This window comes from Streptomyces sp. NPDC003720 (assembly GCF_042875075.1).
Classification (GTDB): domain Bacteria; phylum Actinomycetota; class Actinomycetes; order Streptomycetales; family Streptomycetaceae; genus Streptomyces.
The window spans coordinates 37,951-53,226 of the sequence record NZ_JBIANZ010000005.1 but is presented as its reverse complement, the minus strand read 5'-3'; the positions used below and the strand labels follow the sequence as shown (position 1 = coordinate 53,226).

The following is a 15,276-nucleotide window of genomic DNA, read 5'->3' as shown; positions in this document are numbered from 1 at the left end:
TTGCCCAAGGGTCACAACCGTCCTTCGATCCACTTATACACATTCGCCCGCTCTTAACGGGCAAATTGTGCTGAAGGCCACCCATCGCCGGAGGGGGTCACAGCGCCCCGTGACCACCGGTCCGAGGCGGCGGCCGGTGAGCCGCCCGGCCGGCGCCGTCCCGGGGTGTGGCCGGTGTCACCCCTTCTGCTCCACCCGCACCCAGTCCACCTCGGCCTGCACTCCCCCGCCCGCGATCCGGTCCACGCTGGACTGCGGGAGGCCCCAGTAGGGGGTGGTCACCTTGTTCCAGCCGGCCGGGTACGCGCCGCCCAGGGCGAGGTTGAGGATGACGTACTGGTTGTGGTCGTAGACCCACTGGCCGCGGGTCGACTCCAGCTTGTTGCGGGTCGTCTCCTGGACCAGGCGGTCGTCGACGTAGAAGCGCATGGCCGTCGGGGTCCATTCGACGGCGTAGGTGTGCCACTGGTCCGCCGTGCCGCCGCCGGCGTACGTCTGGCGCGCGCCGATGTTGCCGTCCGCCGAGTAGCCGGGGCCGTGCAGGGCCGAGCTGGTCCAGTCGCCGTAGCCGATGTTCTCCATGATGTCGGTCTCGCCGGAGGCCGGCCAGGAGACGGACGGGTTGTCGACGTCGCTGCCGAGCAGCCAGAAGGCGGGCCAGAAGCCGTCGCCGACCGGGAGCCTCATACGCGCGCTGACCTTGCCGTAGGTGAAGTCGAAGTGGGTGTTGGTGTCGATGCGTCCCGAGGTGAAGTCGTAGGTGCCGCCGCCCGCCTTCGTGCAGCCCTTGCAGTACCTGGCCTTCAGGATCAGGCTGCCGTCGCGGGTCTGGATGTTGTCCGCGGAGTCGACGTAGGCCTGGGACTCCCCGTTCACCGGGCCCATCTCCGTGCCGGTGCGGACGACGCGCCACTTGGAGCGGTCCAGTGCGGCGCCCGTGAAGTCGTCGAAGAAGGTGGTGCGGTAGCCGCCCGGCTGGTCGGCCGGGAGTGCCGGGTACGCGGCCGACGCGGAGCCACCGGTGCCCCAGACCTGGAACTCGTAGAGGGAGTAGCCGAACTGGGCCGTCGCGGGGGCCGGGTTGTAGAAGGAGCGGCGCTCCTTGCCGAGCATGCGGACGTAGCGGCCGGTGACCGGGGACGGCAGCTTCACCGTGTCGTGCAGGCCCGTCGCCTCGGACGGCGACTTCACGTTCGCGCGGCGGGCGGCGACGTCCGCGGCCGACGGCTCGTAGACCGTGCGCCAGGTGCGGTTGTCGTCCGAGACCTGGAGGAGGTAGTCGACCGCGTACGCGGACTCCCAGTACAGGTCCACCGTGTCGATCGTCGACCGTGCGCCGAGGTCGACCGACACCCAGCGGTCCGCGTTCCAGTCGCTGGACCAGCGGGTGCTGTCGGACTTCAGGTCGGCGGGCCAGCCGCCGTCCGTGACGAACGCCGGTGAGTTGCCCGCGTGCTGGTAGTAGTCGGAGTAGGCCGGGTGGTTCAGGGCCAGGTTGGTGCGGGTCGTCGAGGCGGGGGCCGGTTCGCCGCCGTAGACCTTGAAGTTCCAGAGGGAGTAGCCCCAGGGCGTGGCGCGTTGCAGGCCGCGCAGGCGGACGTAGCGGCCGGTGACCTCCTGCGGGTAGGTGTGGGCGGTGACGGAGCCTCCCGTGCCGTCGGTCTCCGTGTAGAAGGGCGTCCAGTCGGTGCCGTTCCCGGAGACCTCCAGGACGTAGCGCTTGCCGTAGGCGGCCTCCCAGTCCAGGACGACGCGGTCGACGCGGACGGTGGCGCCGAGGTCCACGCGGATCCAGGCGTCGTCGGCGAAGTCGCTGGACCAGCGGGTGGCGCCGTTGCCGTCGAAGGCCAGTCCGGGGGCGGTGCCGGCGTTCTCGCTGCCGGAGGCGGTGACGGCGGCCGGGTTCAGGGCGTACGCGGCGGCCGCGCGGTCGGTGTCCCAGGCGACGGCGGCCGGGGCGGCGTGCGCGGGGGCGGCCAGGAGCGGGCCGGAGGTCAGCAGGGCCGCGGTGGACAGGGCGGCGGCGAGCAGGGTGCGCGGGATTCGGGATGGCATGCGGCTCTCCTCAGTGGGGGTGGGGAAGGATCCGGCGGTGCGCGTATATGGCAGGGGCATGACAGTTCAGTGGAATGTGCGACGCGGGGTGCGACGCGCGGTGTGCGACGCGTCATGCGGACCGGTGGGCGCGGGTTCCCGCACCGCGCCCACCGGTCGTCCGGGCCGGACTCAGACGGCCCGGCGTATCAACGGGCCCTGAGTCGGCCCGGCGTAGGGAGGGCCCTGAGTCGGCCCGGTGTGTCGAGCGGCCTCAGGCGGCTCGGCGGGACTGGCCGCGGTGGACGCGGACGATGTCCGCGTACCGGTGGCCGCTGCCCTTGATCGTGCGGATCTGGGTGTCGTAGTCGACGTGGACCAGGCCGAAGCGCTTGTCGTAGCCGTACGCCCACTCGAAGTTGTCCAGCAGCGACCAGGCGAAGTAGCCGGCCAGCGGGGCGCCCTTGCGGGCGGCGGAGGCACAGGCGGCGAGGTGCCGCTCCAGGTACTCCTGGCGCTCCGGGTCGTCCACGGTGCCGTCGGGGCGGACCACGTCCGGGTAGGCCGAGCCGTTCTCGGTGACGTAGATCTTGCGGGCGCCGTACTCCTCGGTGAGGCGCAGCAGCAGGGATTCGATGCCGCTCGCGTCGATCTCCCAGTCCATCCCGGTGCGCGGGACGTCGGGCCGGCGGACCGAACGGGCGTGGGGCGCGGGGCCGTCGGGGTCGTCGGCGACGTAGGCCGGGAAGTAGTAGTTCAGGCCCAGCCAGTCCAGCGGGGCCGCGATCGTCTCCAAGTCGCCCGGCTGTTGCGGGAGTTCCACGCCGTACGTCTCGAGCATGTCGGCGGGGAATCCGCGGCCGTGCACCGGGTCGAGCCACCAGCGGTTGACGTGGCCGTCGTGGCGGCGGGCGGCCGCCACGTCCTCGGGGCGGTCGGTGGCGGGGAATACGGTGGAGAGGTTGTTGACGATGCCGATCCGGGCGTCGGGGACGGCGGCGCGGAGCGCCTGGGTGGCGAGGCCGTGGCCGAGGAGCAGGTGGTACGAGGCGCGGACGGCCGCGGTCAGGTCGGTCCAGCCGGGGGCCATGGTGCCTTCGAGGTGTCCGATCCAGGCCGAGCAGGAGGGCTCGTTGAGGGTGGCCCAGAGCTTGACGCGATCGCCGAGGCGTTCGGCGACGGTCGAGGCGTAGTCGACGAACGCCGACGCGGTGGCGCGTTCCGGCCAGCCGCCGCGGTCCTGGAGCGCCTGGGGCAGGTCCCAGTGGTAGAGGGTGACGGCCGGGGTGATGGCCGCTTCCAGCAGGGCGTCCACCAACTGGTCGTAGAAGGCGAGCCCCTTGGCGTTCACGGCGCCCGTGCCGCCGGGGATCACCCGTGGCCAGGCGATGGACAACCGGTAGGCGTTGGTGCCGAGTCGGCGCATCAGGGCGATGTCCTCGCGCCAGCGGTGGTAGTGGTCGCACGCGACGTCGCCGTTGTCGTCGTTCGCGATCTTCCCGGGAGTGTGCGAGAAGGTGTCCCAGATGGAGGGTGCACGGCCGTCCTCGTCGACGGCCCCCTCGATCTGGTAGGCCGCTGTGGCCGTGCCCCACAGGAAGTCGTGCGGGAGTGCGGCGAGGTCGATGCGGTCGGACACGGGAGCCCCTTCGTGATACGGGAGGGTGGTCATTTGACGGCGCCCGCCGTCAGACCGGTGACGAGATAGCGCTGCAGGAGAAGGAAGCCGGCCACCACGGGCACGCTGACGACCAGCGAGGCGGCCATGATCTGGTTCCAGTAGACGTCGTTGAGGGTGGAGTAGCCCTGGAGGCCGACGGCCAGGGTGCGGGTGGCGTCGTTGGTCATGACGGACGCGAAGAGGACCTCTCCCCACGCGGTCATGAACGCGTAGACGGCGACCGCGACGATGCCGGGGACGGCGGCCGGCACCACGATCCTGAACAGCGCCTTCAGCGGGCCGCAGCCGTCGACCAGCGCGGCCTCGTCCAGGTCGCGCGGCACCGAGTCGAAGTACCCGATCAGCATCCAGATGGAGAACGGCAGGGAGAAGGTGAGGTACGTCAGGATCAGGCCGCCGCGGGAGCCGAACAGGGCGATGCCGGTGGCGTTGCCGATGTTGACGTAGATCAGGAACAGCGGGAGCAGGAAGAGGATGCCGGGGAACATCTGCGTCGACAGGACGGTGACCGTGAAGACGCGTTTGCCGCGGAACTCGTAGCGGCTGACCGCGTACGCCGCGAAGACCGCGATGACCACCGAGCAGATCGTGGCCGCGCCCGCCACGATCAGGGAGTTCACGAAGTACTTCGCGAGCGGGACCGTGGACCAGATGTCGATGTAGGGCCGGATGGTGAGCCCGCTGGGCAGCCAGCGGAACTTCCCGGTGACGTCGGCGAGCGGCTTCAGCGAGCTGGAGACCATCACGTACACCGGCACCAGGACGAAGCCGGTCAGCAGGGTGAGGAAGATCCGCCGCGTCCACAGGAAGGAACGGGGCGGCGCCATCGGCGACTTGGGCGCCGCGGTGCCGGGGCTAGACATCGGCGGTCCTCCGTCCGCGTGCGGTGAACAGCAGGTAGACGCCGGTCACGACCAGCAGGAAGAGCAGCAGCAGGACCGACATCGCGGCGCCGGTGCCGAAGTTCCAGGTCACGAACGAGGCCTGGTAGATGTGGACGGAGATCAGGTCGGCGGCCTCCGGGGCGGCCTTGCCGAACAGCACGTACGGCGTGTTGAAGTCGTTGAACGTCCACAGGAACAGCACCAGGACCAGCACCTGGTTGACCGGTCGCAGCGACGGCAGGGTGATGCGGCGGATCTGCTGCCACACCCCGGCGCCGTCGAGCGCGGCCGCCTCGTACAGCTCCTTGGGGATGTTCTGCAGGCCGGCCATCACGATGAGGAAGGCGAACGGCCAGCCCTTCCAGACCGAGACGGTCAGCAGGGCGTAGAAGCTGTTGTCGCCGATGAGCCAGAACGACGGCTTGTCGGTGAGGTGGAGCTGGTCGTGCAGCACGTGGTTCACCAGGCCGTTGTCGTGCTGGAACATGAACACCCAGGTGATGACGGCCGCGTAGACGGGCAGCGCGTACGGCACCAGGAACAGGGCGCGCAGCAGTCCGCGGCCGCGGAAGGTGTCCTGCATGAAGACGGCGGCGGCGGTGCCGATCAGCCAGCACAGGCCGACCGAGAGCAGGGTGAAGCCGACGGTCACGAAGAACGAGTGCAGCAGCGCCTCGCCGACCGGGGCGTCGAAGTCGACCGACACCTTGTAGTTGCCGAGGCCGGACCACGGGGCGCTGCCCCAGTCGCGGATGTAGAACTGGGTGAGTTCCTTGAAGCTCATCACCGTGCCGATGACCATCGGCACCAGGTGGACCAGGAGTTCGAGCAGCAGGGCGGGCAGGAGCAGCAGGTACGGCAGTCCGATGCGGCGGATCCGCCCGGTGCGGCGGCGGGGTTCGCGCGCCGCACCGGGGGACGTTCGACGCACCGGCTCCTTGAGAGCGGTGGAGGTCATGTCGGGTCAGGCCGCCGGCATCTGCTGCTGGGCCTTCTCCAGCTTCGCCTTGACGGACTCGGTGGTCACCGCGCGGCCGGCGGCGGCGTCGGCGAACAGGTCCTTGACGGCCGTGCCGACCGCCGTCTCGAACTGCGACTCCGAGGCGACCTGCGGCAGCGCGGCCGCGCTGGTGGCGAGGGTGCTCTTGAGCACCGCGTTGGACGGCGAGTTGAACGCCGCGTCGGCCTGGGCCCCCTTCACCGGCGGGATGGAGGTGTAGGCCTTGTTGAGGATCTTCTGCTCGGCGTCGCTGGTCATGAACTTCACGAACTTCGTGGCGCCGTCGAGGTTGTGGCTGTTCTTGAACACGGCGATGTTGATGCCGGCGACCATGGAGTTGGTCTGCGCGCCGGTGCCGGGGGTGCCGGACCGGACGGGGACCGGGGCGATGCCGTAGGCGTCCTCGCTCATGCCCTGCGACTTGAGGTTGGAGGCTGCGGACTGCCACAGCAGCATGGCCTGCTTGCCCTTGGCGAAGTCGCTGACGGACTGGTTCTGCGCGTACTCGGCGTCACCGGTCGGGATGACCTTGTCCTTGGCCATCAGGTCGACGTACTGCTTGACCGCCTCGACCACCTTGGGGTTGGTGAAGTCGGGCTTGCCGTCGGCGGTGAAGAAGTCCGCGCCGTGCTGCTTGGCGAAGACGAAGACGTGGTGGATGTTCTCCGAGACGTTGGCGCCCTCGGCGCCGAGCGGCGACTTGCCCTTCGCCTTGATCTTCTTGCCGTCGGCGACCAGTTCGTCCCAGGTGGCCGGGGGCTTGGAGATGCCGGCGTCGGCGAAGATCTGCTTGTTGTAGTAGAGGGCGTACGCCATCGAGTACAGCGGCACCGCGGCCGGGTCCTTGCCCTGGACGCCGGTCGAGCCGAGCGCGGAGTCGACGAAGCGGTCCTTTCCGCCGATCTTGTCGAAGTTCTTCGCGTCCCACGGCAGCAGCGCGCCCGTCGCCTGCAGGGAGGCGCTCCAGGTGTTGCCGATGTTCAGCACGTCCGGGCCCTGGCCGGAGGTGGTGGCGGTGAGGATCCGGTTGAGCAGGTCGGACCAGGGCACGACCTCCAGCTTCACCTTGATGCCGGTCTGCTTCTGGAACTTGTCGAGTTCGGGCTGCAGGACCTTCTTGTCGACCGCGATGCTGGCGCCCTGGTTGGAGGCCCAGTAAGTGAGCGTCTTCGGCGAGTCGTTGGACCCGCCGCCGCTCGACGAACCCCCTCCGCAGGCCGTAGCCGCGAGGGCGAGAGACATGGTGACGGCGCCTACGGCCGCGGCTCGGATGCTGCGCATGGCTCCTGGTGTCCCTTTCCGGGAGTCGATACCCCTCGGGGCTGATCGCGAAGGCCGACACCCCGTTCGGCTTCCGAAGCCCCTCATGGCTTAATTTAGGATGTGAGTTAAACCTCAAGAGAAACGCTCGTCAAGAGATCCGGCAGCGGTATCCGGTCCGGCGGGCGGCGATTGGGCGCGGATCAGGGAGGTCGGGTGGCAGGGCTGGGCGGCCGTACGGTGCGTGACCTGCGGCGGGAGAGCCGGGGCGCCGTTCTGCAACGGTTGTATTTCGATGGGCCGATGAGCCGGCGGGCGCTGGTCCCGGCGACCGGACTGAGTTCGGGCTCCGTCAGCAACGTCGTGGCCGAACTGCTGGCCGACGGCCTGGTCGAGGAGGCGGGCAGCGTCGGCTCCGACGCGGGGCGGCCGCGCCGGCTGCTGCGGATACGCCCGGACAGCGGATGCCTCGTCGGCGTCGACGTCGGCGAGACCCGGGTACGGGTGGAGCTGTTCGACCTGGCCCTGCGCGAACTGGCGCGGACGGACAGGCCGTTGGGGTCGCGCGGCTACGACGTCGACGCGGTCGTCGGCCATGTCCACGAGGGCGTCGCCGAGGTGCTCGCCACGGGCGGGCCGGCCGCCGGTGATCTGCTGGGCGTGGGCATCGGCGTGCCCGGCATCGTCGAGGAGGCGGAGGGCGCGGTCGTCCACGGGCAGACGGTCGGCTGGGACGCCGTCCCGCTGGAGCGCCTTCTCCGGCGTCACGGCGCCGGTCAAGTCCCGTCTGAGGCACCGTACTTCATCGACAACGGCGCGAAGACCCTCGGGCAGGCCGAGATGTGGTTCGGCGCCGGGCGCGGGGCCCGTAACGCGGTGGTGGTGCTGTTCGGCTCGGGCGTCGGCGCGTGCGTCGTCACGGAGGAGGCGGCCCAGGGACGGGCCGTGGAGTGGGGGCATCTGACGGTACGGGTCGGCGGGCGCCGGTGCCGGTGCGGCGCCCGGGGCTGCCTGGAGGCGTACGCGGGCGCGGAGGCGCTGGTGGCACGGTGGCGGGAGGCGGGCGGACGCCCCTCGGCCGGCGCGGACGAGGAGACGGCGCTGACCGAACTGCTCGCCGCGGCCCGGCCCACCGACGGCCGCGCGCCTGACCCGGTGGCGGCGGCCGTGCTCGCCGAGACCGCCGAGTACCTGGGCGCGGGCCTGTCCGACCTGATCAACCTGTTCCAGCCCGAGCGGCTGCTGATCGGCGGCTGGGCCGGGCTGCAACTGGGCGGCGCGTTCCTGGACCAGGTCCGCGAGCACGCTCTCGCGCGGGCGCTGCGCTTCCCGGCGGGCCGGGTCCGCATCGAACTGGGGCTGCTCGGCCCGGACGCGGTCACCGTGGGCGCCGCGGTGCTGCCGCTGGCCGCGTTCTTCGCGCGGGGCGGCGGGCGGCCGAGGCCCGCCGGCCGGCCGATGTCGTCACCGGCTTGGCGGGTGGCGCTGGACGGGCGGCTGGTGTGAGCGGGTGAGTGGCGGGCGTCCGCGGGCGCGGGCGTGAGTGTGAATGCGCAGGGCCCGCGTGGCCGCAGGCGCACGTGACGGGTGTGGGGGGCTGTTGTCAGGGGATCGCGGGCTGGAACTCGTGGAGGCGGTCCTGGCCCGGCTGGACGACGCCGTAGGTGTTCGCCGGTACCTCGTTCCAGGCACCCGGCAGATCGCCCAGGGGCTCCGACACCACCAGGCGGGTCTCGTCGGAGACGCCGCGCAGGAAGTCGGTGTCCGGGTGCAGCGCCCGCAGGTCCTCCAGCCTGCTGCTGTAGTAGAGCGACCTGGGTGTGCCGGCGCTGGCGTACCTGAAGGCCAGGAGCTGTTGCCCGTCGGCGACCGCGATCGTCATCTGCAGCGGCGGCGCCAGATCGTGTTCCCGGGCGAGCTGTTCCACGAAGCCGGCCATGCGGGCGACACCACCGGCCGGGTCGTCGGCCAGCCCGAACGTGAGCGCCAGGTAGAACATCACCTCGGAGTCCGTGGTGCCCTCGATCGACGAGAAGAGGGCCGGGTCGACGGCGAGGAGGAGGTCCCGCCGCAGTGCCGGGAATCCGGCGATGGCGCCGTTGTGCATCCAGATCCACCGGTCGTGGCGGAACGGATGGCAGTTGGTCTGCTGGACGGCCGTGCCGGTGGAGGCCCGGACGTGGGCGAAGAACAGCGGGGCGCGGACGTGCCCCGCGATCTCGCGCAGGTTCCGGTTGCTCCAGGCCGGGCCCACGTCGTGGAACACGGCGGGCGTACGCGCGTGCTCCTCGTACCAGCCGATGCCGAAGCCGTCGCCGTTGGTCGTCTCGACGCCCATCTTGGCGTGCAGGCTCTGGTCGATCAGCGAGTGCGCCGGGCGGTACAGGACCTCTTCGAGGATCAGGGGCGTTCCCGAGTAGGCAAGCCAGCGGCACATGGCTCACGCCCTCCGTACGGGGTCGCGGCCATGACGCGTCATGGCTCGGGCCCGCCCTCGTGACGTATCCCGTGTCGCGCGTCGTGCTGCAGCTCGTGTCGTACCTGGTGTCGTGCCTCGGGTCGTGTCCTCGGTCATCCTCGTCTCACGCCTTCCCTTCCGGGCAGCCGGGCCAGGGGTGTCCGTCGTCCACCTCATCCGGCCCGGCGGGCGGCCGCATCGCCCGGCAAGGGTGATTTCCGTTCCGCGGCTCCCTGAACAGGCCGTCTTCCGCGCCGTCGGAGTCGTGCGGGCCGCACGGCTCCCGGGAGGGGGGCGGCCGTACGACCGCCTGACGTGGGCGGGCCCCACGACCCCCGGACGCGGACGAGCCGCGCGACGCCCGGACATGGGCGGGCCGCACCACGCCTTGCGTTCAGACGAGGTGCGGCCCGCTTGCGGTGCCCGTACGGTCCGCTTGTGGTGCCCTTACGGTCCGCTTGTGGTGCCCGTACGGTCCGCTTGTGGTGCCCGTACGGTCCGCCTACGGCTCCGGCATCGGACCGTCCTGGCACCCCCTATCGGACCAGGGTCTTCGCCGGCGCCGGCGCGTAACCCGCCGCCCGCGTGGTGAAGGTGCCCCGCCCCTGGGTGCGGCTGCGCAGCCGGGTCGCGTAGCCGAACAGCTCGGCCAGCGGCACGGTAGCCGTCAGCACCGCCGCGCCGGCCCGCGTCCGGGAGCCGGTGACCCGGCCGCGCCGGGCGGCGAGGTCGCCCAGGACGCCGCCCACCGCGTCCTCCGGCACGGTGACCGTGACCTCGGCGACCGGCTCCAGCAGGGCCATCGCGCAGATGCCCAGCGCCGCGCGCAGGCCCAGCCGGCCGGCGGTGCGGAACGCCATGTCGGAGGAGTCCTTCACATGGGTGGAGCCGTCGGTCAGCGTGACCCGCAGCCCCGTCACCGGGTGACCGCCGAGCGGCCCCTCGGTCAGGGCGTCCCGGCAGCCCGCCTCCACCGCGCGCACGTACTCCTGCGGCACCCGCCCGCCGACCACGACGGACCGGAACTCGAAGCCGGTGGCGCCGGTTTCGGTGCCGAGGGGCTCGACGTCCAGGACGACATGGGCGAACTGGCCCGCGCCGCCGTCCTGTTTGACGTGCCGGTGGACATGACCGCTCACACCGCGCACGACGGTCTCCCGGTGCGCGACCCTGGGACGGCCCACCGTGACCTCGGGTCCGCCCTCACGCCGGATCTTCTCCACCGCGACCTCCAGGTGCAGCTCCCCCATCCCGGACAGCACCGTCTGCCCGGTCTCGGCGTCGGTGCGCACCACCAGCGAGGGGTCCTCCTCCGCCAGCCGCGCCAGCGCCGTCGCCAGCTTCCCGGTGTCCGTGGCGCGCCGCGCCTCCACGGCCACGGACACCACGGGCTCGGCGGCCGCGGGCGGCTCCAGCAGCAGCGGGGCGCCGGGATCGCACAGGGTCGAGCCGGGCCGCGCCGACTTCAGGCCCGCCAGCGCGACGATGTCACCGGCGACCGCCCGGTCCAGCTGGACGTGCCGGTCCGCCATGACCCGGAGGATCCGCGCCACTCGCTCGGTACGGCCGGTGCCCGGGTCGCGCACGGTGTCTCCCTTCTCGATGGCGCCCGAGTAGACGCGTGCGTAGGTGAGGCGGCCGGTGCCGCCCGCGTTCACCTTGAACGCGAGGGCGGCGAACGGCGCTTCGGGGTCGGCGGGCCGCCGCTGCTCGGCGCCTTCGTGCACACCGCGTACGGCGGGCACGTCCAGCGGCGACGGCAGATAGTCCACCACCGCGTCCAGCAGCGGTTCTATGCCCCGGTTGCGGTAGGCGGAGCCGCACAGGACGACCACGCCGTCGCCGGTGCGGGTGAGGTCGCGCAGCGCGGCGGAGATGGTCGCGGCGGAGAGCGTCTCGAGGTCGCAGAACTCCTCGAGTGCGGCCGGGTGCAGCTCCGCGACCGCCTCCTCCAGCGCCCGGCGCCGGCGCAGCGCCTCCTCGCGCAGCGCCTCCGGCACCGGCCCCTCCGTCGCCGTACCCCCGCCGTCGGTCCACACCAGGGAGCGCATCCGCACCAGGTCCACGACACCGGTGAAGCCGTCCTCGGCGCCGATCGGCAACTGGACGACCAGCGGGGCCGGATGCAGCCGCTCCCGGATCGAACCGACGGCACGGTCGAGGTCGGCGCCCGCGCGGTCCAGCTTGTTGACGAAGGCGATCCTCGGGACGCCGTGCCGGTCGGCCTGTCGCCACACGGACTCGCTCTGCGGCTCGACCCCGGCGACGGCGTCGAACACCGCGATCGCCCCGTCCAGGACGCGCAGCGAACGCTCGACCTCGTCGGCGAAGTCGACGTGGCCCGGGGTGTCGATGAGATTGACGCGGTGCCCGTTCCAGGCACAGCTCACGGCGGCGGCGAAGATGGTGATGCCACGGTCGCGTTCCTGCGGGTCGAAGTCGGTGACGGTGGTGCCGTCGTGCACCTCGCCACGCTTGTGCGTGGCGCCCGTCGCATAGAGGATGCGCTCGGTGACGGTGGTCTTCCCGGCGTCGACGTGGGCGAGGATGCCCAAGTTTCGGACGACGGCGAGGGTACTGAGGTTGGTGCGCACGGCCCGTGGCCTTTCTGCGGATCAGGAAAGGGGCAGCGCGATTTCCCGGACGAGGAGACACGGGTAACCCTGAAACGGCCTGTGCGGCCGAAGAGTTGTCGAACAGGGTCAGCGGATCGTCGCGGGCATGCGGTGCCGGCCGCGCAGCGGGCACCGGACGGACGAGGACACCAGGATCACCTCGGACCGCGACGGGGGAACGACGACGGCGGTACGGTCACGCACGGCCGGGCTCCCCTCGGTGATCACGGTTCGGTGGACGCACTGGCGCGCCGCCTGTGTGTGAGTGCGGCGCGCGGTGCATGCCGAGTCTAGGAAAGAGACGGGGCGGCGAGTAGCGAATATTCGGCGCGGTGCGGCGGTCGCGGTCAGGGCGCAGGCGACGCCGGACGGGGCACGGCGACGGCCTCGCCGGGCTACCCGGCCGGTGCGGCTCCGAGCGGCGGCCGGGCCGGTTCGCGACCACGGCCGCCGGTCTCGAACCGTGTCGGCGTCACGGCACCTCGTACCGGACGAGTGCCTTGGCGAACGGCTCGCCGCTGCGTTGGGACGACCGCCGGCAGCCTGGCCTCCGGCCGCCCGAGGCCCCCGCAGTCAAACCTGCCGCACCTAAGCGGACTTCCGTGCCAGCCGGCCGCGATGAGCCGCTCCCAGACGGTGATCTCCTGTCCTCCGCCACCATGCCGCGGCCCGTCAGCGTCGTCGGGTCGCCACAGCGGCGCCGGCACGATGCCGGGGTCGAGGATCTCCAAGCCGTCCAGCAGCGATGCGATCTCCTCGTCGGTGCGCCACCGGCCGCGTCCGAAGGTCTGGTGGAGGATTCCCTCGGCCTCCGCGGTCTCGGGGTTGTCGCCGGAGCGGAAGTGGCTGAGGAAGAAGTAGCTGCCCTGGGGCACCTGGTCGCGCCAGTAGCGGACGATGCCGGCCGGGTCCTCCTCGTCGTTCACGTGGTGCAGGACGGCGCTGAGGATGACGGCGACGGGACGTTCGAAGTCGATCAGCTCCAACGTCGCAGGGTGGGCACGGACTTCCTCGGGCCTGCGCACATCGCCCGCGACGACCCGGGTCCGGTCGTTCTCCGCCAGCAGTGTGCGTCCGTGGACCAGCACTTGGGGGTCGATGTCGACGTACACGACCCGGGACTCCGGAGCGTGCCGTTGCGCGATCTGGTGGACGTTGTCGGCGGTCGGCAGACCACTGCCGAGGTCGATGAACTGCCGCACGTCGGTCGTCGTCACGATCTCCGCGACCGCCCGGACGAGGGCCGCCCGGTTGGCGAAGGCGATCGCCACCGAGCCGGGGAGATCGCGCTTGAACACGTCACCGATCTCCCGGTCCACGGCGTAGTTGTCCGTGCCGCCGAGCAGGTAGTCGTAGACGCGGGCGATGCTCGGCCTCGTGCGGTCGATGGAGCGGCCTTCATCCGTCATGGCGGCCATCCTCCCCGCTCCGCCGGGTCGTGTGTGCGAAAGAGCGGAAGTGTCGGGGGCGCGAACGAACGGGGCGGCGCACTCCGGCAGTTGCCGGGGTACGCCGCCCGGCGGTGGGACGGGTCGCGGGGTGCCCCGCGTGGTCATGGCGGTCACCTGGGGTCGTGGTTGAACCTCTTGGTGGACCACAGGTAGCCGAGGACGGCGAGGGCGAGGCACCAGGCGATGGCCAGCCAGCCGTTGTTGCCGATCTCGGTGCCGAGGAGGAGGCCGCGCAGGGTCTCGATGGCGGGGGTGAACGGCTGGTAGCGGGCGACCGGCTGGAACCAGCCGGGCATGGCGTCGATGGGGACGAAGGTGCTGGAGAGCAGGGGCAGCAGGATCAGGGGCATGGCGTTGTTGCCGGCGGCCTCGGCGTTCGGGCTGACCAGGCCCATGCCGACGGCGATCCAGGTGAGCGCGGTGGAGAAGAGCACGAGCAGTCCGAACGCCGCGAGCCATTCCCACACGGATGCGTCGGTGGAGCGGAAGCCGATGGCGACGGCGACGGCGCCGACGAGGACGACGCTGATGACCGACTGCAGGACGCTGCCGATGACATGGCCGACGATGACCGAGCCGCGGTGGATCGCCATGGTGCGGAAGCGGGCGATGATGCCCTCGGTCATGTCGTTGCAGACGGAGACCGCGGTGCCGACCACGGTGCTGCCGATGGTCATCAGCAGCAGGCCGGGGACGACGAAGGCGACGTAGGCGGAGCGGTCCGGTCTGCCGCCGCCGATCCCGGCGCTCATCGTGTCGCCGAAGATGTAGACGAACAGGAGCAGCAGCATGATCGGCGTGAGCAGGAGGTTGAGGGTGAGGGAGGGGTAGCGCCGGGCGTGCAGGAGGTTGCGGCGCAGCATGGTGGAGGAGTCGCGCAGGGCGAGGGCGAGGGTGCTCATCGGGCGTTCTCCTTGGACTGGTTCGGGATGCCGGCGCCCCCGGTGAGGGCGAAGAAGACGTCGTCGAGGTCGGGGGTGTGCACGGTCAGTTCGTCGGCCTCGATGCCGGCGGAGTCCAACCGATCGAGGATGGTGCGCAGTTCGCGCTGGCTGCCGTCGCTGGGGATGTGCAGGGCGAGGGCCTGGTCGTCCCGGGCGACCTCGCGCAGGGCGTTGGCGGCGCTCTGGTAGGCGGCGGGGTCGGTGAAGCGGAGCCGGACGTGACCGCCGGGGACGATGCGCTTGAGTTCGTCGGCGGTGCCCTCGGCGGCGATCCTCCCGCCGTGCAGGACGGCGATGCGGTCGGCGAGTTCGTCGGCCTCCTCCAGGTACTGGGTGGTGAGGAAGACGGTGACGCCGCCGGTGACGAGTTCGCGGATGATCTGCCACATGTTGTGCCGGGAGCGCGGGTCGAGGCCGGTGGTCGGCTCGTCGAGGAAGATGATGCGGGGGCTGCCGACCAGCGTCATGGCGATGTCCAGGCGGCGCTTCATGCCGCCCGAGTAGGTGGAGGCGGGCTTCTTCGCGGCGTCCAAGAGGTCGAAGCGCTCGAGCAGTTCGGCGGTCACCCGGCGCCCCTCGCGCCGGGTGAGGTGGTTCAGGTCCGCCATGAGGAGCATGTTCTCCTCGCCGGTGATCAGGCCGTCGACGGCGGAGAACTGCCCGGTGACCCCGATCGCGGCGCGCACGGCCTGCCCTTGGGCGCGGAGGTCGTGACCGCCGACGTGGACGGGCCCGCTGTCGGGGTCGGGTGAGACGAGGGTGGAGAGGATGTTGACGGCCGTGGTCTTGCCGGCGCCGTTCGGGCCGAGCAGCGAGAAGATCGTCCCCTGCGGTACGGCCAGGTCGACGCCGTCCAGGACGGTCTTGTCGCCGTAGGACTTGCGCAGCCCGTTCGCCGCGATGGCCAGGTCGGTCATGAGAGGTTCCCCCTTGTGTGCTGTCTGCGGGT

10 protein-coding genes and 1 pseudogene are annotated in these 15,276 nt (G+C 71.3%); 1 reads left to right on the top strand and 10 read right to left on the bottom strand.

The window, feature by feature from the left end; genetic code table 11:
* Positions 1-177: 177 nt before the first annotated feature.
* From ACFYU0_RS14880 to ACFYU0_RS14860, 5 genes are all read right to left on the bottom strand, one after another.
* On the bottom strand, positions 178-2,055 hold the full coding sequence (locus tag ACFYU0_RS14880; RefSeq protein ID WP_389301011.1) for a discoidin domain-containing protein: 1,878 nt from the start codon (positions 2,053-2,055) through the stop codon (positions 178-180).
* Between the two features lie 253 nt (positions 2,056-2,308).
* Positions 2,309-3,706, bottom strand: a complete 1,398-nt coding sequence (locus ACFYU0_RS14875; RefSeq protein ID WP_389301008.1) for a GH1 family beta-glucosidase — start codon at positions 3,704-3,706, stop codon at positions 2,309-2,311.
* On the bottom strand, positions 3,703-4,578 hold the full coding sequence (locus tag ACFYU0_RS14870) for a carbohydrate ABC transporter permease (protein ID WP_351668927.1): 876 nt from the start codon (positions 4,576-4,578) through the stop codon (positions 3,703-3,705). The genes ACFYU0_RS14875 and ACFYU0_RS14870 overlap by 4 nt, the downstream gene beginning before the upstream one ends.
* A complete protein-coding gene (locus ACFYU0_RS14865) occupies positions 4,571-5,557 on the bottom strand; it encodes a sugar ABC transporter permease (RefSeq protein WP_351668928.1) in 987 nt (328 codons plus the stop codon). The genes ACFYU0_RS14870 and ACFYU0_RS14865 overlap by 8 nt, the downstream gene beginning before the upstream one ends.
* Positions 5,558-5,563: 6 nt before the next feature.
* Complete coding sequence (locus ACFYU0_RS14860; protein ID WP_389301005.1) at positions 5,564-6,880, bottom strand: ABC transporter substrate-binding protein; 1,317 nt, start codon at positions 6,878-6,880, stop codon at positions 5,564-5,566.
* 195 nt (positions 6,881-7,075) lie between these two features.
* Between ACFYU0_RS14860 and ACFYU0_RS14855 the strand changes: the two genes are divergently transcribed.
* Positions 7,076-8,365 (top strand): ROK family protein, encoded by a 1,290-nt coding sequence (locus ACFYU0_RS14855; RefSeq protein WP_389301002.1) that lies wholly within the window; start codon positions 7,076-7,078, stop codon positions 8,363-8,365.
* A gap of 97 nt (positions 8,366-8,462) precedes the next feature.
* On the opposite strand, the gene ACFYU0_RS14850 is transcribed toward ACFYU0_RS14855, so the two are convergent.
* The 5 genes and pseudogenes from ACFYU0_RS14850 to ACFYU0_RS14830 form a co-directional block, all read right to left on the bottom strand.
* Positions 8,463-9,296: a class II glutamine amidotransferase gene (locus ACFYU0_RS14850; protein ID WP_351668931.1), complete on the bottom strand. Its 834-nt coding sequence runs from the start codon at positions 9,294-9,296 to the stop codon at positions 8,463-8,465.
* A 557-nt stretch (positions 9,297-9,853) separates the two neighbouring features.
* Complete coding sequence (gene fusA, locus ACFYU0_RS14845) at positions 9,854-11,911, bottom strand: elongation factor G (protein ID WP_389300998.1); 2,058 nt, start codon at positions 11,909-11,911, stop codon at positions 9,854-9,856.
* A 614-nt stretch (positions 11,912-12,525) separates the two neighbouring features.
* Positions 12,526-13,350: pseudogene (locus tag ACFYU0_RS14840) on the bottom strand (SAM-dependent methyltransferase); the annotation flags it as partial.
* 143 nt (positions 13,351-13,493) lie between these two features.
* The gene (locus tag ACFYU0_RS14835) at positions 13,494-14,285 is read right to left on the bottom strand and encodes an ABC transporter permease (protein WP_389300995.1); all 792 of its coding nucleotides are present in this window, start codon (positions 14,283-14,285) and stop codon (positions 13,494-13,496) included.
* On the bottom strand, positions 14,282-15,244 hold the full coding sequence (locus ACFYU0_RS14830) for an ATP-binding cassette domain-containing protein (RefSeq protein ID WP_389300993.1): 963 nt from the start codon (positions 15,242-15,244) through the stop codon (positions 14,282-14,284). The genes ACFYU0_RS14835 and ACFYU0_RS14830 overlap by 4 nt, the downstream gene beginning before the upstream one ends.
* Between the last annotated feature and the right edge of the window lie 32 nt (positions 15,245-15,276).

What these genes read in the sequence shown, in the direction of transcription:
- ACFYU0_RS14875 (WP_389301008.1), bottom strand. Translation starts at nt 3,706, where the DNA reads ATGACCACCCTCCCGTATCACGAAGGGGCTCCCGTGTCCGACCGCATC.
- ACFYU0_RS14880 (WP_389301011.1), bottom strand. Translation starts at nt 2,055, where the DNA reads ATGCCATCCCGAATCCCGCGCACCCTGCTCGCCGCCGCCCTGTCCACC.
- ACFYU0_RS14830 (WP_389300993.1), bottom strand. Translation starts at nt 15,244, where the DNA reads ATGACCGACCTGGCCATCGCGGCGAACGGGCTGCGCAAGTCCTACGGC.
- ACFYU0_RS14865 (WP_351668928.1), bottom strand. Translation starts at nt 5,557, where the DNA reads ATGACCTCCACCGCTCTCAAGGAGCCGGTGCGTCGAACGTCCCCCGGT.
- ACFYU0_RS14870 (WP_351668927.1), bottom strand. Translation starts at nt 4,578, where the DNA reads ATGTCTAGCCCCGGCACCGCGGCGCCCAAGTCGCCGATGGCGCCGCCC.
- ACFYU0_RS14835 (WP_389300995.1), bottom strand. Translation starts at nt 14,285, where the DNA reads ATGAGCACCCTCGCCCTCGCCCTGCGCGACTCCTCCACCATGCTGCGC.
- ACFYU0_RS14850 (WP_351668931.1), bottom strand. Translation starts at nt 9,296, where the DNA reads ATGTGCCGCTGGCTTGCCTACTCGGGAACGCCCCTGATCCTCGAAGAG.
- ACFYU0_RS14860 (WP_389301005.1), bottom strand. Translation starts at nt 6,880, where the DNA reads ATGCGCAGCATCCGAGCCGCGGCCGTAGGCGCCGTCACCATGTCTCTC.